Annotated in this window: 16 protein-coding genes and 1 tRNA gene; 12 read left to right on the forward strand and 5 right to left on the reverse strand. The window is 67.9% G+C overall.

The genetic code is table 11. The annotated features are described in order from the left end of the window. Window positions 1–270 (reverse strand): hypothetical protein, encoded by a 270-nt coding sequence (locus CEK29_RS02685; RefSeq protein WP_255176047.1) that lies wholly within the window; start codon window positions 268–270, stop codon window positions 1–3. A 168-nt stretch (window positions 271–438) separates the two neighbouring features. Here CEK29_RS02685 and CEK29_RS02690 point away from each other — a divergent pair, with 168 nt between their 5' ends. The 3 genes from CEK29_RS02690 (at window position 439) to CEK29_RS02700 (ending at window position 3,452) form a co-directional block, all read left to right on the forward strand. Next, a complete protein-coding gene (locus tag CEK29_RS02690; protein WP_176456820.1) occupies window positions 439–1,368 on the forward strand; it encodes an NUDIX hydrolase in 930 nt (309 codons plus the stop codon). Between the two features lie 129 nt (window positions 1,369–1,497). Then, window positions 1,498–2,385 (forward strand): carboxylating nicotinate-nucleotide diphosphorylase, encoded by an 888-nt coding sequence (gene nadC / locus CEK29_RS02695; RefSeq protein ID WP_094857248.1) that lies wholly within the window; start codon window positions 1,498–1,500, stop codon window positions 2,383–2,385. Between the two features lie 101 nt (window positions 2,386–2,486). Then, window positions 2,487–3,452 (forward strand): tripartite tricarboxylate transporter substrate binding protein, encoded by a 966-nt coding sequence (locus CEK29_RS02700; RefSeq protein ID WP_440588300.1) that lies wholly within the window; start codon window positions 2,487–2,489, stop codon window positions 3,450–3,452. 83 nt (window positions 3,453–3,535) lie between these two features. On the opposite strand, the gene CEK29_RS02705 is transcribed toward CEK29_RS02700, so the two are convergent. Continuing rightward, window positions 3,536–4,246 (reverse strand): tellurite resistance TerB family protein, encoded by a 711-nt coding sequence (locus tag CEK29_RS02705; RefSeq protein WP_094798644.1) that lies wholly within the window; start codon window positions 4,244–4,246, stop codon window positions 3,536–3,538. Window positions 4,247–4,388: 142 nt separating this feature from the next. On the opposite strand from CEK29_RS02705, the gene CEK29_RS02710 reads away from it, so the two are divergent. After that, entirely contained in the window at window positions 4,389–4,781 is a 393-nt protein-coding gene (locus CEK29_RS02710) for an OsmC family protein (protein ID WP_094798645.1), read from the forward strand. On the opposite strand, the gene CEK29_RS02715 is transcribed toward CEK29_RS02710, so the two are convergent. From CEK29_RS02715 to gloB, 3 genes are all read right to left on the reverse strand, one after another. After that, the gene (locus tag CEK29_RS02715) at window positions 4,782–5,168 is read right to left on the reverse strand and encodes a response regulator (RefSeq protein WP_094798646.1); all 387 of its coding nucleotides are present in this window, start codon (window positions 5,166–5,168) and stop codon (window positions 4,782–4,784) included. It abuts the gene before it with no gap. A 381-nt stretch (window positions 5,169–5,549) separates the two neighbouring features. After that, window positions 5,550–6,980 carry a transglycosylase SLT domain-containing protein gene (locus CEK29_RS02720; protein ID WP_094857250.1) on the reverse strand — a complete coding sequence of 477 codons (1,431 nt, stop codon included), beginning with the start codon at window positions 6,978–6,980 and terminating at the stop codon, window positions 5,550–5,552. Window positions 6,981–6,987: 7 nt separating this feature from the next. Continuing rightward, complete coding sequence (gene gloB, locus CEK29_RS02725) at window positions 6,988–7,806, reverse strand: hydroxyacylglutathione hydrolase (protein WP_094857251.1); 819 nt, start codon at window positions 7,804–7,806, stop codon at window positions 6,988–6,990. Window positions 7,807–7,824: 18 nt separating this feature from the next. On the opposite strand from gloB, the gene CEK29_RS02730 reads away from it, so the two are divergent. From CEK29_RS02730 to rbbA, 8 genes are all read left to right on the forward strand, one after another. Then, the gene (locus CEK29_RS02730; protein ID WP_094857334.1) at window positions 7,825–8,583 is read left to right on the forward strand and encodes a class I SAM-dependent methyltransferase; all 759 of its coding nucleotides are present in this window, start codon (window positions 7,825–7,827) and stop codon (window positions 8,581–8,583) included. A gap of 38 nt (window positions 8,584–8,621) precedes the next feature. Then, a complete protein-coding gene (rnhA, locus tag CEK29_RS02735; RefSeq protein ID WP_094798649.1) occupies window positions 8,622–9,083 on the forward strand; it encodes a ribonuclease HI in 462 nt (153 codons plus the stop codon). 148 nt (window positions 9,084–9,231) lie between these two features. Further along, window positions 9,232–10,350 carry an efflux RND transporter periplasmic adaptor subunit gene (locus tag CEK29_RS02740; RefSeq protein ID WP_094857252.1) on the forward strand — a complete coding sequence of 373 codons (1,119 nt, stop codon included), beginning with the start codon at window positions 9,232–9,234 and terminating at the stop codon, window positions 10,348–10,350. A gap of 10 nt (window positions 10,351–10,360) precedes the next feature. After that, window positions 10,361–13,459 carry an efflux RND transporter permease subunit gene (locus tag CEK29_RS02745; RefSeq protein ID WP_094798651.1) on the forward strand — a complete coding sequence of 1,033 codons (3,099 nt, stop codon included), beginning with the start codon at window positions 10,361–10,363 and terminating at the stop codon, window positions 13,457–13,459. A gap of 35 nt (window positions 13,460–13,494) precedes the next feature. Further along, window positions 13,495–14,232: a DNA polymerase III subunit epsilon gene (gene dnaQ / locus CEK29_RS02750; RefSeq protein WP_094798652.1), complete on the forward strand. Its 738-nt coding sequence runs from the start codon at window positions 13,495–13,497 to the stop codon at window positions 14,230–14,232. 226 nt (window positions 14,233–14,458) lie between these two features. Continuing rightward, a tRNA-Val gene (locus CEK29_RS02755) sits at window positions 14,459–14,533 on the forward strand. Window positions 14,534–15,243: 710 nt separating this feature from the next. Beyond that, window positions 15,244–16,254: an HlyD family secretion protein gene (locus CEK29_RS02760; RefSeq protein ID WP_255176048.1), complete on the forward strand. Its 1,011-nt coding sequence runs from the start codon at window positions 15,244–15,246 to the stop codon at window positions 16,252–16,254. Window positions 16,255–16,257: 3 nt separating this feature from the next. Continuing rightward, window positions 16,258–19,005 carry a ribosome-associated ATPase/putative transporter RbbA gene (gene rbbA / locus CEK29_RS02765; RefSeq protein WP_094857253.1) on the forward strand — a complete coding sequence of 916 codons (2,748 nt, stop codon included), beginning with the start codon at window positions 16,258–16,260 and terminating at the stop codon, window positions 19,003–19,005. Window position 19,006: the final 1 nt, after the last annotated feature.

Raw genomic sequence — 19,006 nt, forward strand, 5'->3', positions numbered from 1 at the left:
TTAAGGCCGATGCTTCGCCGGGCCGCTGTCCGGCTCGAAATCCTCGCCGGGCTCGGGGGCGCGCGAGGTGTCCAGCATGTCGTCTTCGCCCGCCGGTACGCCCGGGTCGCCGGGCTCGTTCATCACCCGGCCTTCGCGCGGCATGCCGGCCACCGTGGGCGGCGACTCCGGCATCGGCATCTTGCCGGTCCCTTTCACCGGATCGGCGGCGCGGGGCGCGGCGGGGGCCGCGGCGTCGGGCGGCACAGAGGCGTGAATCGTTTTCGTCATGATGCGGCTCCTGGAATTGCGGCGTGGCGCAGGGGCGCCAAGCCCGTCACCTTCATCCTAGGAGTCCGCGCGGCCCGTCGCAGTGACCAGGTGTGAAAAGCTGCAAGCCCACGCGTACAGGCCCTGCCCCCCACCTATAATGGGGACGCCGCCCGGACCCCATTCATCGTGACCGACACCTTCGAACGCAACGTTACCGCCGAGCTCGTCGCCGTGCTGATCGCCGTGACGGCGGGCGAGCCGCGCGTGCTCACGACCGATGGCGGACAGGCGCTGCCGGCGGGGCCCTTCGAGTTGAGCCACCGTTCGTTGCAGGCCGGCATGCGCGATTGGGTCGAGACGCAGACCCATCATCCGCTCGGCTATGTCGAGCAGCTCTACACGTTCGCCGACCGCGACCGTTCCGATGCGGTGGGTGCGCGCGTCATCTCGGTCAGCTATCTCGGCCTCACGCGCGAAGCGGGCGAAACCGGCGTCGCGCAGGTGGGCTGGCAGGACTGGTACCGCTACTTTCCCTGGGAAGATCATCGGGCCGGCGCGCCCGCGATGCTCGCGGAGCATATCGAGCCCGCGCTCAACGCCTGGATCGCGCAGGCCGGCGACGCCACCGTGGCCGCGCAGCGGCGTCAGCGCGTGAACCTGACCTTCGGACTGGACGGTGCGTCCTGGAACGAAGACATGCTGCTGCAGCGCTACGAACTGCTGTTCGAGGCCGGGCTCGTGCCCGAGGCGCAGCGCCGCGGCCAAACCGCGCCCACGCTGCCGGGGCAGGCCATGCATCACGACCACCGGCGCATCCTCGCCACCGGCATGGCCCGGCTGCGTGCCAAGATCAAGTATCGGCCGGTGGTGTTCGAACTCATGCCGCCCGAGTTCACGCTGCTGCAGCTCCAGCTCGCCGTCGAGGCGCTGGCGGGGCGGGGCCTGCACAAGCAGAATTTCCGCCGGCTCATCGAACAGCAGGATCTGGTCGAAGAGACCGGCGGCATGGCCACCGGCACGGCCGGGCGGCCGGCCAAGCTGTTCCGCTTTCGCCGGGATGTGCTGGCCGAGCGCGCGATCGCCGGCAGCAAGCTGCCGCTCGCCCGGCAGGTCTAGCCCGGGGGCGGGTCCGTCGGGGCTATGCCCGACATGCTGCGCCGCGGCTTGACAACGCTTTATGCTCAGGAATAGCATAATTTATCGATCCGGCCAGACGCCTTTTTTTTACGCCCACAAATACTCAAAATGAGCATAAAAACCGAAGTGCCCGCCTTCTCCTCCCGCATCACGCAGGTGCCGCCCTTGCCGAGCGTAATGCTCGAGCCCCTGGTCCGTGCCACCCTGCTCGAAGACCTCGGACGCGCGGGAGACATCACCACCGATGCCATCGTGCCGGCCGAGTCGCGCGGCCGGACCCGTCTGGTGGCGCGGCAGGCCGGAGTGCTCGCCGGGCTCGACCTGGCGCGCCTGGCGTTCCGCCTGGTCGATCCCGAGATCGGCTTTCGGGCGCTGCTGGCGGACGGGGCGCGTCTCGAGGCGGGCAGCGAGATTGCCGTGATCGAAGGGCCCGCCCGCGGCATGCTCACGGCCGAGCGCACCGCGCTCAACTTCCTCGGGCATCTGAGCGGCGTGGCGACCGCGACCGCGTCGATCGCCGACGCGATTGCGCAGTACCGGTGCAAAGTCACCTGCACGCGCAAGACGCTGCCGGGTCTGCGCGCGGTGCAGAAGTACGCCGTGCGCGTGGGCGGCGGCAGCAATCACCGCTATGGGCTCGACGACGCGGTGCTGATCAAGGACAACCACGTGGCCCTGGCCGGCGGCGTACGCGAGGCCGTCGAACGTGCCCGCGCCGCGGTCGGCCACATGGTCAAGATCGAGCTCGAGGTCGACACGCTGGCGCAGCTCGAAGAGGCGCTGGCGCTGGGCGTCGACGTCGTCTTGCTCGACAACATGGATCCGCCGACCCTGCGTGATGCCGTCGCCATGGTCGACGGCCGCGCCATCACCGAGGCCTCCGGGCGCATCACGCCCGAGACGGCGCCGGCCATCGCGGCCACGGGCGTCGATCTGATGGCCGTGGGCTGGCTCACGCACAGCGCGCGCGTGCTGGACATCGGTCTGGACAGCTGAGGCGCCGCACCTACGCGGACAGCTCGTAGCCAGCAAGCCTGCCGGCCCGCGAGCGTCCGCCCTGAACGATCATGAAAACGAAATCGATCCTCGCCATGGCCATGCTGGGCCTCGCGCTGGGCGTGGCGGTCTGGAGCGCGCGTGGCGCGGCGACCTCCGCGGCGCGCGCCGCGGTCTATCCCGACCATCCGATCACCATCGTCGTCACCTTTCCGCCGGGCGGGGGCACGGATCTGCTTGCCCGCAAGATCGGCGCCGCGCTGGCCGAAGACATCGGCCAGCCCGTGGTCGTGGAAAACCGGCCGGGCGCCAGCGGCAATATCGGCGCGCGCGCCGTGGCCCAGGCCGCGCCGGATGGCTACACGCTATTGATGGTGAACAGCTCGTTCGCCATCACGCCGGGCGTGTTCAGCAAGCTGGATTTTTCGCCCGAGCAGGATTTCGCCGCCGTGATCAACGTGGCCTTCGTGCCCTCGGTAATCGTGACGCGTGCGGACGCCGGTTTTACCGACCTGCCCGCCGTGCTGGCGCGCGATCCGGCCGGCAAGACCGTGCCTTACGCATCGTGCGGCAATGGCACGCCCCAGCATCTGGCGGGCGAAATGCTGCGTCTGCGCAGCGGCGCGCCGTTGCAACAGGTGCCGTACAAGGGCTGCGGCCCCGCGCTGACCGATGTGCTGTCGGGCCATGTGCCGCTGGGTATCGTCACGGCGTCGAGCGCGGTGCCTTTCATCGAGAGCGGCCGCCTGCGCGCACTGGCGGTGAGCTCCGCCGAGCGCTCGCTGCTGCTGCCCGAGGTCCCGGCGGTGGCCGAGTTCGACATGGCGGGCTACGAGCTCAACCAGTGGCACGGCCTGCTCGCGCCGGCCGGCACACCGCCCGAGGTGATCGACAGACTGAACGCCGCGGTGGCCGCGATCATGGCCCGGCCGGGCCTGCGCAACCACCTGCTGGATCTGGGCTTTGCGCCCACCGCGTCGAGCGCGGCCGAGTTCGATCGGCTGGTGCGCGCCGACATCGCGCGCTTCACCGCGCTCACGCAATCGCTCGGCCTGCGAGTCGACTGACAACGCAACGGGCCGCCCGAAGGCGGCCCGCGCGGATGCGATGTAGCCCGGCTCGGCGGTACGTCGAATCGGTCGGCAGCGCCTCAGACGGCCGCGGCCTGCGCCTCGAGCGTGGCCTTCAGCTCCGGCGCCAGCTTGAGTTGGCGCGCCAGCTCGTCGAGGTAGGCGCGTTCCATGAAGCTCTCTTCGTCGACCACGAGCACGCTGGCGAGATACATCTCGGCCGCCATCTCCGGGGTCTGCGCGGCACGCGCGACGACGGACGGGTCGACCGGGCGGGCCAGCTCGGCCTCGAGCCAACCGCGGTCGGCGTCGTTGCCCGACAGCCGGGTGAGCTCCTGTTCGAGCAACTGGCGCTCGTCGGGGCCGATGTGGCCGTCGGCCTTGGCCGCGCCGATCATGGCGGTGAGGATGGCGCTGGCATGCTGTTCGACCTGCGCCGGCGGAAGGCGATCGATCGTTTGCGGCTGCGGCAGGGCGGCCGGCGCGGCGGCCGTGCCTTGCGGCGGCGTGCCGCCGGCCTGATTGCGCTGCCATTGGTCGTAAGCGCGATAGGCGAGCACACCGACGGCGGCCACGCCGCCGTACATCGCGAGCTTGCCGCCGACCTTGCGGGCCTTTTTGCTGCCCATCAACAGGCCGAGCGCACCGGCGCCCAACGCGCCGCCGCCCAGTCCCTTGAGGAAAGACGACGAGTCGCCGCCCTTTGTGGCGGCATTGGCGCGGCCAGCGGCGCCTTGCACCAGGCTCTGGCCGGACTGCAGTAGTTGATCGAGCAATTGACGAGCGCTCAAGATGCGACTCCAGTAACAGTGACAAGCTATGAGACCCGGCGGTGGCGCGGAAGTTCAGTGTGGCGTCAGCTTCGGCAAATGGGGGACGCCGTGATACAAGACGGTATTCCGGCGCGGCCGGCCCACAGCATAGGAGCTTTTCATGACGATCACCCTGCACGCCAATGCCCCGGGCACGCTGCGCTACACGGCGACGGCCGAAGGTCATGCGCTGCCGGTGGGCATGCCCGCCCCGCAGGGCGAGGGTCCGGACCCGCACGATTACTTCGACACGGCGCTGGGCGGCTGCAAGGCGCTCACGCTGATGGTCTACGCGCAGCGCAAGCAGATTCCGCTGGAATCCGTGGACGTGGAAGTGGTGCGGGATGCCAGCGACGAACGGCGTGGCATCTATCGCCTAACGACGCAGCTGCGCCTGAACGGGAATCTGACCGAGGCGCAGCGCGACGAGTTGCTGGCGGTGTCGGAGAAGTGCCCGATCCACAAGCTCATGACGGCCGTGGACGTGCAACTGTCGACGATTCTGAAACCCTGATCAGATCCGGGCGGCCGCGCCGGGACGGGGCGGCGGCGCGAGGCGATGAACGGCGTCGAGCACGTCGTTGAGTTCGGCGGGCTTGCGCAGATGCGCGGCATGGCCGCGGCAGGCGGCCTCGACCTCGTGTTCGGGGCGGCCGCTGAGCACCAGCACCGGCGTCTCGTTGAGATAGGCGTTGTCGCGCATGGCGGTGATCAGCGCGCCACCGTCCATCCCCGGCATGTTGAAGTCGGTGATCACCAGGTCGGGCCGCAATTCCAGCATCTGCTGCAGGGCGGTCAGGCCATCGGTATGGGTATGAACGTCGTAGCCCTCTTCGGCCAGGAATTCGCTCAACATGTCGACGATCACGTGCTGGTCGTCGACGACAAGGATTTTCGTCATGATTCGGTCTGCCACGCGCCGCGCGGCATCAGGAGGTTCGAGTCGTCGCGCAGGATGCGCCGGCGGAATCGGGCCGGGAAGGTGCGGTAGCAAGCGCAATGCCTGATGGACGAGGTGCGGTCGGGGTCGCCGCAGCGGTTTGCGCGGCTCACGGACCAACACGGCAGCGGCATGCTAGGCGATGCCGGCAACCTGAGTATGAAGGAATTGTATCGCTTTGATACTCCGGTCGCTTTGCATCCACGCCCTTTCCGGTGACGTAAGGGTATGAACGCTGCGGGCCGCGTAAGTTCGATGGGATGAAAAAATGGGCCCGCGAGGGCCCATCGGACGAGCAGTGCAGGGCAGGCGTCGGGGCACCGACCCTGCCGAGGCGGGCGATCAGCCGCGGGTGCCCGTGCCCGGCACGCGCAGTTGCGAGCCCAGCTTCAGGTTGTTGCCTTTGAGGTTGTTCAGCGCGCGCAGCGCGTCGACCGTCGTGCCGTAACGCTTGGCCAGCGCGAACAGCGTGTCGCCGCTGCCGACCTTGTGCGTGCGCACATTCGCGCGGGCGTTGTTCGGACGCGCGGGCGGCGCGGCTTTGGCGCGGCTGGCCGGCGTGCGCGAGGCGGGCGCGGTATCTTTGGTGCCCACGCCGTCGAGCGAACCCACCGGCGTGCCCAGCGAAGCCAGCTGCACGCCGCCGCCGGTGTTGCCCGCGGCGCCCGCCGGCACCAGCAGCGTCTGGCCGCTGGCGACCTTCTGGCGCGACGGCACGTCGTTGATGTCGCGCAGGCGCGCCTCGGACACGTTGTAGCGCTTGGCGATCGCGGCGTAGCTTTCGCCGCGGCGCGAGGCGTAGGTGGTCCAGGTGCTCAGATCGCCTTTGTAGTTGCGCAGATTGGCGTTGAAGGTTTCGACCCGGTTGGCCGGCAGCAGCAGGGTGGGTTGGTGCTCGCCGCGGATCAGGGGGCGGTTGAACGAGGGATTGAGCGCCTTGAATTCGTCGAGCGGCATCTCGGCCAGCTTGGCCGCGACCTCCACGTCGATGTCGCTCTTCTTTTGCACCGTGACGAAGTACGGCGCGTTGTCGACCTTCGGCAGCACGACGGCGTAGCGCTTGGGGTCGGCGATGATGTTCTTGATGGCCTGCAGCTTGGGCACGTAGTTGCGGGTCTCGTCGGGCATCGACAGGCTGAGATAGTCGGTCGGGATGCCGGCGGCCTCGTTCTTGGCCATCGCGCGTTGCACCGAGCCTTCGCCCCAGTTGTACGAGGCCAGTGCCAGGTACCAGTCGCCCTGCATTTCGAACAGCTTCTCGAGGTAGTCGAGCGCCGCATAGGTGGAGGCGATCGGATCGCGGCGTTCGTCGCGCCACCAGTCCTGCTTCAGGTTGAAGTAGGTGCCGGTGGTCGGCACGAACTGCCACAGGCCCGAGGCTTGCGAGCGCGACAGCGCGGTGGGGTTGTAGGCGCTCTCGACGAACGGCAGCAGCGCCAGCTCGGTCGGCAGGCCGCGACGATTGACCTCGTCGACGATGAAATACAGATACTTGCCCGAGCGCTCGGCCATGCGCTGCACGGCTTCAGGGTGCGACGCGTAGTAGTCGGTCCATTGCTGCGACAGCTCGGTATTCAGATTGGGCACCGCGAAGCCGCGGCGGATGCGGTCCCAGGCGTCGCTGGGCGGACTGGTCAGGTCGACGGTGCGGGAAGTGTCTTTGGCGATATACCGACTCGAGGATCCTTGGGCCTGGGGCTTGCTCTGGGGAGTACCGGCACAACCGGCCAGGGCCACGACGAGGATGGGAAGCAGGAATCGGATAAAGCTCATTGTCGGATCACTTGAAGTTGTTTTTCCATTCACGCAGCGAGGCGAAAACGTCCACGGGGCTGGACAAAGCACGTCCGGCCCAGGCGGCAGCGGCCTTGGCGACATCCACTTCTTGGATGCGCAGAAACGGATTGGTGGCCCGCTCCTGGCCTATCCAGGAAGGCAGGGTAGGGACACCTTCTGCGCGTAATTGCTGGGCCCGCTCATACCACTGTTGCAGGGTGCGGTTGGCCGGTTCAACGGCGAGCGCCCAGCGCAAGTTGGCTAGAGTGTACTCGTGTGCACAGAAAACCGATGTATCTTCCGGTAAAGTCCCCAATTTTCGCAGAGAATCGGTCATCTGTGCCGGCGTGCCCTCGAAGAGCCGCCCGCAGCCGCCCGCGAACAGCGTGTCGCCACAGAAAAGCACCGGCCGCCCCGCGGCCTTGCCGGCGTAGGCGATGTGGCCGGCGGTGTGACCCGGCACGTCGAGCACGCTGAGCGACAGCCCGACGTCGGGCAGCTCGACCGAGTCGCCTTCGCCTAGCGGCACATCGCAGTGCGGCAGCACCTCGAGCGCGGGCCCGCACACGCGCGCGCCCGTGGCCGCGACCAGTTCGGTCACGCCGCCCACATGGTCGGCATGGTGATGCGTGAGTAGAATGGCGCGCAAAGTCAGGCCTTGCTCGTGCAGAAGACGTTGCACCGGTTCGGCCTGGCCCGGATCGACGACCACCACGGACGTGTCGCGCACGACAGCCCATATATAGTTGTCATTGAAGGCCGGCAAGGGCAGGATGCGGACACCGCCGTCGGCGGCGCCCGTGAAGTCGGGCTGAGCGTTCATAGCGTGAGGATGTGGAATGTGGCTGAGGTAACGTCGCCGATTGTAGAACTCGCTGAATGGTTCGATACCGCCCCGGGGCAATATGCCCTTGCCTGGGAGCGCGAGCGATACGACGAACTGGTGGCGGACGTGTTCGGCTACCACGCCTGGCAGGTCGGCCTGCCGGGGCTGGATCTGCTGCGCGCCAACCGGATGCCCTTCAAAGGCTGGGTCGGTACCGAAACGGTCGAAGGCGAATGGCAGCAGGCCAGCGTCATTGCCGCGCCGGATGCGCTGCCGTTCGAGTCGCAGAGCGTCGATCTGCTGCTGCTGCCGCACACCTTCGAATGCACCGACGCGCCGCATCTGGTGCTGCGCGAAGTCGAGCGCGTGCTGGTGCCCGAAGGCCGGGTCATCGTGTCGGGCTTCAATCCCTGGAGCCTGTGGGGTGCCCGCAATGCCATCCCCGGCATGGAAGACTGGCTGCCGTCCTCGCGCCAGGACCAGATGTCCGTGCCGCGTCTCAAGGATTGGCTCAAGCTGCTTTCGTTCGACATCGACAGCAGCCATTACGGCTGCTTCGTGCCCGCCTGCCGCACCGACCAGTGGCTCAAGCGCTGGCATTTCCTGGAGCGCCAGGGGGCGCGCTGGTGGAAGATGGGCGGCGCCGTCTACGTCGTGTCGGCGGTCAAGCGCGTGGCCGGCATGCGCGTCATCGGCCCGGCCTGGAAGAAAAAAGGCAAGGCCGCAGCCGCGGCCACGGTGGCCGTGAACCGCAGCGCCCACGCCGACGAATAACCCGTGCCGCCCGCGGGCGGCACTTTTCTAGAAGTGACATGCAAGAACAAACGACCTCTCTCGACACCGTGGAAATGTGGACCGATGGCGCCTGCAAGGGCAATCCGGGTCCGGGCGGATGGGGAGTGCTGATGAAAGCGGGCGGCCACCAGAAGACCATGCATGGCGGGATGGCCAACACCACCAACAACCGCATGGAGCTGCTGGCTGTGATCGAGGGCCTGCGCGCGCTCAAGCGCGCCTGCACCGTGGTGATCCACACCGATTCGCAGTACGTCATGAAGGGCATGACCGAGTGGCTGCCCAACTGGAAGCGGCGCGGCTGGATCACGGCCGACAAAAAGCCCGTGAAGAACGCCGAACTCTGGCAGCAGCTCGACGAGCAGGTGGCCCGCCACCGGGTGTCCTGGCGCTGGGTGCGCGGCCATAACGGCGACCCCGGCAACGAGGCCGCCGATGCGCTGGCCAACCAGGGCGTGGCGAGCGTGGGGCGCGTGTAGCACGCACTGCCCGCGCGGGCGCCCTGCGGGATATCCCCAGGCGGCCCTGCGAGCGGGATTGTTCCTGGATGTAAATTCAGGTGCTAAAGTCCAAGGTTCCCTGATCATTCAGCTCGCCTTTTCGGACGCGGGCGCTCGTCGTTCGCGCATGAAAAAAGCTGCATTGTTCGCCGTGCTGGCCGTTGGCGTGGCCGTTGGCGCGGGACTCGGTTGGGCCGTGCCGCGCTGGCTGGCGCCGGGCGCCACGCCGGCCGCCGGAGCGCCGGCCGCCGGAACGCCGGCCGCCACCTCGGCGCCTGCCGACCCCGCCGTGGTCAAGATCGCCCCGGTCCGGGTGCAGACCACCCAGGTCCAGGAAGTGCCGTTCGCGCGGGGCATCGCCGCCGTGGGCAGCCTGCGCTCCGACGAATCCGTGATCCTGCGGCCCGAGGTCGCCGGCCGCATCCAGCACATCGATTTCGGCGAAGGCCAGTCCGTGAAGGCGGGGCAGGTGCTGATCCGCCTCGACGACTCGATACCGCGCGCCGAACTGCAGCAGGCTCAGGCCAATCTCGCGCTGGCGCAAAGCCAATACAAACGTTCGGTCGACCTGCAGGGGCGCGGCTTCGTGAGCCAGCAGGCGCGCGATGAGGCGAGCAGCACGCTCAAGGTGCAGCAGGCGGCCACCGTGCTGGCACAGGCCCGGCTCGACAAGATGACCATCCGGGCCCCGTTCGCGGGCATGGTCGGCCTGCGCGACGTGTCGGTCGGCGATTACGTGAACCAGGGGCAGGACCTCGCGCCGCTCGAGGCGATCGATCCGCTCAAGGTGGATTTCCGGGTGCCCGAGATGTACCTGAGCAAGGTCGGCACAGGCCAGACCCTGGCCGTGCGGCTCGACGCGATGCCGGGCCAGGAGCGCGAAGGCAAAGTCTATGCGGTGAGCCCGCTGGTCGACGCGGGCGGGCGCTCGATCCTGCTGCGGGCCACCGTCGCCAATCCCGATCACACGCTGCGCCCCGGCATGTTTGCCCGCGTGCAGCTGCAGTTCGCGCAGGATCGCGCCCTGGTGGTGCCCGAGGCCGCGCTGTCGCCCTCGGGTCAGACGCAGTATGTGTTTCGCGTGCGCGAGGGCAAGGCGCAACGCGTGCAGGTCACGGTGGGCGAGCGGCGCGAGGGCCGCGCCGAGCTGCTCACCGGCGTGGCGCCCGGCGATGAAGTCGTGGTGGCGGGCTTTCAGCGCCTGACCGACGGCGCGCCCGTCACCATCGTGGCCGACGCCCGCTGAGCGCCCGATCATGAGGATCTCCGAAATCTGCATCCGCCGGCCGGTGTTCGCGTCGGTCCTCTCGCTGATCATCGTGCTCATCGGCCTGATCTCGTATTCCCGCCTGACGGTGCGCGAGTATCCGCGGATCGACGAGCCCATCGTGTCGGTCGATACGACCTACAAGGGGGCGTCACCGGAGGTGATCGAGTCGCAGGTCACCAAGCCCCTCGAAGACCAGCTCGCCGGCATCGAGGGCGTGGACGTGATGACCTCGCGCAGCCGCTCCGAGCGCAGTCTCATCAATATCAAGTTCAACCTGTCGCGCGATCCCGACGCCGCGGCCGCCGAGGTGCGCGACAAGGTGTCGCGCGCGCGGCGGTTTTTGCCGGACGAGATCGACGAGCCCATCATCGGCAAGGTGGAGGCGGATTCTCAGCCCATCATCTTCATCGCGGTGGAGTCGGGCAATTACTCGGCGATCCAGACCTCCGATTACATCAATCGCTACATCAAGACCCGGCTATCGGTGTTGCCGGGCGCGGCGGAGGTGCGCGTGTTCGGCGAACGCCTGCCGTCGATGCGGATCTACGTCGACCGCGACAAGCTGGCCGCCTACAACCTGACGGTGCAGGACGTCGAGGCGGCCGTGCGCAGTCAGAACGTCGAGATTCCGGCGGGGCGGATCGAGTCGCGCGCACGCGAATTCTCCGTGGTCTCGTCCACCGACCTGCAGACGCCGCGCCAGTTCGAAAACGTGATCGTGTCCAATGTAAAGGGCTACCCGGTGCGCATCAGCGACGTGGCCACGGTGCAGATCGACGCCGCCACCGACCGGGTGCTGTCGCGCTTTAACGGCAAGCCCGCGATCAACATCGGCATCACGCGCCAGGCCACGGCCAACCCGCTCGAGCTGTCCGCGGCGGCGCGGGTCGAGGTCGAGCATCTGAACGAAAGCCTGCCCGCCGGCATGAGGCTGTCGATCGCCTACGACTCGTCGGTGTTCATCGAGCGCTCGATCGACTCGGTGTTCAAGACGATTCTCGAAGCCATCGTGCTCGTGGTGCTGGTGATTTTCTTTTTCCTGCGCAGCGTGCGCGCCAGCCTGATTCCGATCGTGACCATCCCGGTGTCGCTGATCGGGGCCTGCGGCCTGATGTATCTGTTCGGCTTCTCGATCAACACGCTCACGCTGCTCGCGATGGTGCTGGCCATCGGCCTGGTGGTCGACGATGCGATCGTGGTACTCGAGAATATTTTCCGCCACATCGAAGACGGCATGCCGCGCATGCAGGCGGCGATCCAGGGCACCCGCGAAATCGGCTTCGCCGTGGTGGCGATGACGCTGACGCTGGTCACCGTCTATGCGCCGCTCGCCTTCGCCACCGGCCGCACCGGACGCCTCTTCATCGAATTCGCGCTGGCGCTCGCCGGCGCCGTGCTGGTGTCCGGCTTCGTGGCCCTCACGCTCACGCCCATGATGTGCGCGGTGCTGCTCAAACACGAAACCCGTCATGGCCGGCTCTACAACCTGATCGAATCGTGGCTCGAGGGCCTGGGCCGGGCCTACCGCCGCGGCCTGGGCGCCGCGCTGCGCCACCGGATCGTGGTGATCGTGCTGGGCCTGATCGTGGCGGGCGCGAGCGGCGTGCTGTTCAAGGTCGTGAAAAGCGAACTCGCGCCGATCGAGGATCGCGGCGTGATCTTCGGCATCGTGAGCGCGCCCGAGGGCGCCACGCTCAATTACACGCTCGAGAGCATGCTCGGCATCGAAGGCTTCTACGCGGATATCCCCGAAGCCCTGGCGCGGCAGACGACCGTGGGCTTTCCCACCGTGACGGATGGCACCGCCATTCTGCGCCTCAAGCCCTGGGAGGAGCGCGAGCGCCGCCAGCAGGACATCGCGCGCGAGCTGCAACCCAAGTTCAACTCGCTGCCGGGCGTGCGGGCCTTCCCGACCAACCCGCCTTCGCTGGGCCAGTCGGCGCGCTCCAAGCCGGTGGAATTCATCATCATGAGCCAGGCCTCGTATCCCGAGCTGGCCAAGCTGGTCGCCACCTTCACGGATGCCCTGCGCAACTATCCCGGCCTGCAGAATATCGACACCGACCTGCGCCTGAACACGCCCGAGCTGCGCGTGCAGGTGGATCGGGACAAGATGGCGGACGTGGGCGCCAACGTCGACGTGGTGGGCCGCACGCTCGAGACCATGCTGGGCGGCCGGCAGGTCACCCGCTACAAGGATCAGGGCGAGCAGTACGACGTGATCGTGCAGGTGCTGCCGCGCGACCGGGCCACGCCCACCGATATTTCGGGCATCTATGTCCGGGCCCGCGACGGCAGCATGGTGCAGTTGGACAACCTGCTGCAGGTCAAGGAAAGCGTGTCGCCGCAGTCGCTCAACCACTTCAACCGCCTGCGTGCGGTGAAGGTGGACGCCGCGGTGGCGCCCGGCTATGCGCTGGGCGAGGTCCTCGAGCACATGAATCAGGTCGCGCGCGAGGTGCTGCCGCGCACGATCGTGACCGACCTCGACGGCCAGTCGCGCGAGTTCCGGGACTCGTCGGGCAGCATTTACCTGATCTTCGCCATGGCGCTGGCCTTCATTTATCTGGTGCTGGCCGCGCAGTTCGAGAGCTGGCGCAACCCGTTCATCATCATGCTGTCGGTGCCGCTCTCCATGACCGGCGCGCTGCTGGCGTTGTGGGGTACCGGGGGCACGCTGTCGATTTACAGCCAGATCGGGCTCATCACGCTCGTCGGCCTGATCACCAAGCACGGCATCCTGATCGTCGAATTCGCCAACCAGCTGCGCGAGCAGGGCATGGGCATCGTCGAGGCGGTGACCGAGGCCAGCGTGCTGCGCCTGCGGCCCATCCTGATGACGACCGGCGCCATGGTGCTGGGGACCGTGCCGCTGGCGCTGGCCACCGGCGCGGGCGCCGAATCGCGCCAGCAGATCGGCTGGGTTCTGGTGGGCGGGCTGAGCCTGGGTACACTACTCACTTTGTTCGTGGTGCCGGTCGCCTATTCGATGATCGCCACCCGCTCGCCGCACAGGCAGGGCGCGCCGGCGTCCGGCACGGGTGCCGAGGCCGATCCGGCCCGGCCCGCGCACGGAGACGACTGAGCGGCGCCGGCCCCTTCACCGAGTTAGTCATCGTCATGCGCCAGATCATTTTCGACACTGAAACCACCGGACTGGACCCCGCCCAGGGTCACCGCATCATCGAGATCGGTTGCGTCGAGATCGTCAATCGCACGACGACCGGCAACACGCTGCATCTCTACCTTAATCCGGATCGCGACAGCGACCCCGAGGCGCTCGCGGTGCACGGCCTGACTACCGAGTTCCTGGCCGACAAGCCGCGCTTCGCCGAAGTGGTCGATCAGTTCCTGGCCTTCATCGACGGCGCCGAGCTGATCGCGCATAACGCCTCGTTCGACGTGAAGTTCTTCAATGCCGAGCTCGATCGGGTCGGCCGCGGACCGCTGAGCGCCCATTGCGGCACGATCACCGATTCGCTGCTGCACGCCCGCTCGCTGTTCCCGGGCAAGCGCAACTCGCTCGATGCCCTGTGCGACCGCTTCGGCATTTCGAACGCCCACCGCACGCTGCACGGCGCCTTGCTCGACTCGCAGCTGCTGGGCGAGGTGTGGCTCGCCATGACACGCGGCCAGGATGCGCTGCTGATCGATGTCGAAGAAGACGCCGGCGGCCTGTCCACCGGCCAGGCGCTGGGCCGCTTCGACGCGTCCGGGCTGCCGGTGATCGTCGCCACCGCCGAAGAGCTGGCCGAACACGAAAGCTATCTGTTGGCCCTCGACAAATCGGTGGGCGGGGCGTGCAACTGGCGCAAGCTCGAGCCGCTGCCCGAGGCGCAGCAGAGCCAGGCGGCCTGAGATAGGCCGGGGATCGCGGGCCGGGTGGCAAGCCGTCCCGATCCTGAGCTGGCGCGACTGGCGAGGTGCGGCCGGCTAGGTGCGGCCGGCGAGGTGCGGCCGGCGAGGTGCGGCCGGCGAGGTGCGGCCGGCGAGCTGCGGCCATCTCCGATAGAAATTTCAGACCGTCGCACCGCTTGCCCTTGCACACCGCCAAAAATTCGTGCTATAGTCTTGCTTCTTTACCGGGTGGTTAGCTCAGTGGTAGAGCACTGCCTTCACACGGCAGGGGTCACAAGTTCGAAACTTGTACCACCCACCAGATTCCGTTTGTGCTCCCGGTAGCGCAAACCGTAAAAAGCCCCAAGCCTGCGCTTGGGGCTTTTTGCTTTCCGGCTTCCGCTTTCCGGCCGCCACTTTTCGCCTTCCACCTTTCGCCTTCCACCTTTCGCCTTCCACCTTTCGCCTTCCACCTTTCGCCTTCCACCTTTCGCCTTCCACTTTCCGGCTGCCATTTTCCGGCTGCCATTTTCCGGCTGTCACTCAGGCGCCACCCGGACCGGCGCGCCGCACATCGCCGCGACCCGTCATAGGCCTCGCGCCAGCCGCCGCCAGCACCCCGCGCCCGTCCACCTGTTGCATGGTGCTTCCGCGCCGCCCGGCCCGCGCCCGAGTGCCGGCCCGGGGACGCGGGCGCCGGCGCTTGGCAAAACCACGTCACATCCTGCCAGCAAGTCGTAGCCCTTGGTTGCGGGCTTCTCGTGTATGGTCGTTCTGGCCCCGGATTCGGCCGGCTTTTGCCCCGAGATGGGCGCCCGGTTTCCGTCTCGTTCGCCGTCACCTCGGCGTGCCCGGGTCGCGCACCGCAAGACCTTGACCCTGCGCAACGCGCTGGCTGCCCCACGGGCGGCGGGATGTGCTCGCGCAGATAAGATGAATCAACCGGCCCCTGGCGCCCCGCGCCGGACGCGGCCTGCCCGGGAGCGGAATCGCGCGAGGCGCCAGGGGAAGGCGCCCGTCGCGTACGGGGTCGTGCTCTCGCACGTGGAGATCGAAGTGAAGAAGTCGCTGGTAGGGGGAGGGGCCGTCATCCTGGTGGCGGCGGCCGTGGCACTGGCGTTCTGGGTCAATCGGGATCGGGGTGACGACCTTCCTTCGTGGATCGCCGGGGCCAATGGACGCCTCGAGGCGACCCGCATCGACATCGCCACGAAGTACGCCGGCCGGCTCGAGGCCCTGGATGCGCGCGAAGGCGACGTCGTCGCCGCCGGCGACGTGATCGGCCGCATGGACAGCACCGAAGTGCGCACGCAGCTGGCCGCGGCCCAGGCCGCGCGGGCCCGTGCCGAGTCGGCGGTGGCCCGGGCCGCCGCGGAAACGGAAGCACGCGGTGTACGCGCCAGCCTCGCCCAGATCGAACTCAAACATACCCAGGGCCTGCGCGGCGACGATCTCGTGTCGCCCGTCGAGCTCTCGCGCCGGCGCCTGCAGGCGCAAGGCGAGGCGGCGGCGGTGAGCGCCGCCGAGGCCGCCACCGGCGAGGCGCGCGCCGCGCAGGCAGAGGCCCAGGCCCAGATCGCGCGTGTCGAATCCGTGCTGGCCGACATGGCGCTGCGCGCGCCGGTCGCGGGTCGGGTCGAATATCGCATCGTCGAGACCGGCGCCGTGCTGCCCGCGGGCGGCCGCGTGCTCACCCTGCTCGATACCTCCGATGTATCGATGACCGTCTTCCTGCCTTCCCGGGTCTCGGGCCGGCTGAAGCTGGGGCAGGAAGCCCGCATCGTGATGGATGGCATGGACGATGTGGTGTTCCCGGCCACCGTCACCTTCGTCGCCGGCGAGGCGCAGTTCACGCCCAAATACGTCGAGACGCGCAGCGAGCGCGACAAGCTGATGTATCGCGTGAAGCTGCGGATTCCCGAGGACGTGGCGCGCAGACACGCGCCGCTGCTCAAGGCGGGCATGACCGGCAACGGCTACGTCAATGTGGATCACGAAGGCGACTGGCCGCGCCGGCTCGAAGCGCGCCTGCCGCGGGAGTAAGGGATGCGCGCCGACGGCACGGCCGCCATCGAGATCGCGGGGGTATCGCACCGCTACGGCAAGACCGTCGCGCTCGACGACGTCTCGCTGACGCTGCCCGCCGGACGCACGATCGGCCTGATCGGCCCCGATGGCGTGGGCAAGTCCACGCTCCTGTCGCTCATCGCGGGCGTGAAGCGTCTGCAGACCGGCCGCGTCGAGGTGCTCGGCGGCGATGTGGCGCGGCGCACGTTCCGGCGCGACCTGTCCGCGCGGCTGGCCTTCATGCCGCAGGGCTTGGGCCGCAATCTCTATCCCACGCTCTCCGTACAGGAAAACGTCGACTTCTTTGCCCGGCTCTATGGCCTGTCGCAGCAGCAGCGCGACGCGCGCATCGAGCGGCTGTTCCGCGCCACGGGCCTCGCGCCGTTCACGGACCGTCCCGCCGGAAAGCTCTCGGGCGGCATGAAGCAAAAGCTCAGCCTCTGCTGCGCGCTGGTGCACAACCCCGAGCTGCTGGTGCTGGACGAACCCACCACCGGCGTGGATCCGCTATCGCGCCGGCAGTTCTGGGCACTGGTCGACGCGCTGCGCGCCGAAATGCCCGGCATGACCGTCGTCGTGGCAACGGCCTACATGGAAGAAGCGCAGCGCTTCGATCACCTCGTTGCGCTCGACGCGGGCCGCGTGCTGGTGAGCGATGCCACCCACGAGGTGATGACACGGGCCGGCACCGGCACGCTGGAAGAGGCCTATATCGCGCTGCTGCCGTCCGGTCGTCGGGGGGAGGGGGGCGAACTCGTGATTCCGCCCCGGCCGGCGGCGGACGGACCGCCCGCCATCGAGGCGCACGACCTCACCCGGCGCTTCGGCGATTTCGTGGCGGTGGACAGCGTGAGCTTTCGCATCGAGCGCGGCGAGATCTTCGGCTTCCTCGGCTCGAACGGTTGCGGCAAGACCACGACCATGAAGATGCTCACGGGGCTGCTTGACGCATCGTCGGGCACGGCCGAACTGCTGGGGCATCCGATCGACGCGAGCGACATGGCGACCCGCATGCGGGTGGGCTATATGTCCCAATCGTTTTCGCTCTATGAAGAGCTCACCGTTCGCAAGAACCTAGATCTGCACGCGCGGCTCTATCGCATGGAGGGCAGGCGCGCGCGCGAGGCCGTGGCCGATGCGCTCACGCGCTTCGAGCTGGCCGACGTGGCCGATGCGCGGCCCGCGAGCCTCTCGCTGGGCATGCGCCAACGCCTGCAGCTCGCGGCGGCCTGCCTGCACGCGCCCGAAGTGCTGATTCTCGACGAGCCCACCTCGGGCGTGGACCCCGCGGCGCGCGATATGTTCTGGCGCCACCTGGTCCGGCTCTCGCGTGAGCAGCGCGTGACCATCTTCGTGTCCACGCACTTCATGAACGAAGCGCAGCGCTGCGACCGGATCTCGTTCATGCATCGCGGCCGCGTGCTCGCGGTCGGGACGCCGGACGAGCTGCGGCAGCATCAACGCAGCGATACGCTCGAGGATGCCTTCATCAGCTACCTCGAGCAGGAAGATCCCGAACAAAAGACCAATACCGCCACGCCGCGCGACGCCGGCGAACTGGCGCAGCAGGACGTCGACATCGCGGCGCGCGGCGCGCGCGCCTGGTTGCGTCGCACCTGGGCCTTCGCGCTGCGCGAGGCCATCGAGCTGCTGCGCGATCGCATGCGGCTCGCTTTCGCCATCTTCGGCCCGGTGGTCTTGCTGTGCATCGCGGCGTGGAGCGTGTCGTTCGATGTCGAGAACATCCGCTATGCCGCGCTCGACCGCGACCAGACACGCGAAAGCCGGGATCTGCTGGCGCATTTTTCAGGCTCGCGCTATTTCCACGAGCAGCCCCCCGTGCACAGCACGGCCGACATGGAACAGCGCCTGCGCGGGGCCGAGGCCAAGCTGGTGATCGATATCCCGCCCGGCTACGGCCGCGATCTGCTGGCCGGCAGGCAGCCCGAGGTCGGGTTCTATATCGACGGGGCGCAGCCCTTCACCGCGGAGAACATTCGCGGCTACGTCACCGGCATCATGCTGGCCTATGCGCGCGACCGCGTGGCCGAAGACCCGCGCGCGAACGCGGGGCTGCAGATACCGGCACAGGTGGCGCAGCGCTTCACCTTCAATCAGGAGTTCCGCAGCATCTACGCCGTCACGCCGGGCATGCTGATGCTGGCGATGATCCTGATCCCCACGATGCTGACGGCATTGGGCGTCGTGCGCGAGAAGGAGATGGGCTCGATCACCAACCTGTACGCGTCGCCGGCCAGCGTGGGACAGTATCTGCTCGGCAAGCAGCTGCCCTATGTGGCGCTGGCGATGCTGAGCTACCTGACGCTGGTGTTCCTGAGCATCGTATTGCTCGGCGTGCCGTTGCGCGGCTCCTTTCTCAGCCTGTCGTTCGGCGCCTTGCTGTTCGTGCTGGCGGCCACCGCGCTGGGCCTGCTGATGTCCACGTTCGTGCGCTCGCAGGTCGCGGCCATTTTCGGCACGGCCATTCTGTGCCTGATTCCTTCGGTGAACTTCTCGGGCCTGCTGTACCCGGTGTCCACCTTGGCCGGCAGCAGCTACTGGGTGGGCGTGGGGTTTCCGTCGTCGTGGTTCCAGCTGATCAGTCTGGGCGCATTCACCAAGGGGCTGGACTGGCGCAGCTTCGGCCCGATGTATGCCGCGCTCGCCGCCTTCGCCCTGGTGTACCTCGGCATCGCGCGCCTGCTGCTGCGCAAGCAGGAGGCCTGAG

Origin of the sequence: Bordetella genomosp. 5 (assembly GCF_002261475.1) — a bacterium.
Lineage (GTDB): Bacteria > Pseudomonadota > Gammaproteobacteria > Burkholderiales > Burkholderiaceae_B > Bordetella.

Bases quoted from the DNA above. Each gene is read 5' to 3' on its own strand.
- CEK29_RS02685 (WP_255176047.1), bottom strand. From the start codon at position 270: ATGACGAAAACGATTCACGCCTCTGTGCCGCCCGACGCCGCGGCCCCC.
- nadC (WP_094857248.1), top strand. From the start codon at position 1,498: ATGAGCATAAAAACCGAAGTGCCCGCCTTCTCCTCCCGCATCACGCAG.
- CEK29_RS02700 (WP_440588300.1), top strand. From the start codon at position 2,487: ATGCTGGGCCTCGCGCTGGGCGTGGCGGTCTGGAGCGCGCGTGGCGCG.
- CEK29_RS02710 (WP_094798645.1), top strand. From the start codon at position 4,389: ATGACGATCACCCTGCACGCCAATGCCCCGGGCACGCTGCGCTACACG.
- CEK29_RS02715 (WP_094798646.1), bottom strand. From the start codon at position 5,168: ATGACGAAAATCCTTGTCGTCGACGACCAGCACGTGATCGTCGACATG.
- CEK29_RS02720 (WP_094857250.1), bottom strand. From the start codon at position 6,980: ATGAGCTTTATCCGATTCCTGCTTCCCATCCTCGTCGTGGCCCTGGCC.
- gloB (WP_094857251.1), bottom strand. From the start codon at position 7,806: ATGAACGCTCAGCCCGACTTCACGGGCGCCGCCGACGGCGGTGTCCGC.
- rnhA (WP_094798649.1), top strand. From the start codon at position 8,622: ATGCAAGAACAAACGACCTCTCTCGACACCGTGGAAATGTGGACCGAT.
- CEK29_RS02740 (WP_094857252.1), top strand. From the start codon at position 9,232: ATGAAAAAAGCTGCATTGTTCGCCGTGCTGGCCGTTGGCGTGGCCGTT.
- CEK29_RS02745 (WP_094798651.1), top strand. From the start codon at position 10,361: ATGAGGATCTCCGAAATCTGCATCCGCCGGCCGGTGTTCGCGTCGGTC.
- dnaQ (WP_094798652.1), top strand. From the start codon at position 13,495: ATGCGCCAGATCATTTTCGACACTGAAACCACCGGACTGGACCCCGCC.
- rbbA (WP_094857253.1), top strand. From the start codon at position 16,258: ATGCGCGCCGACGGCACGGCCGCCATCGAGATCGCGGGGGTATCGCAC.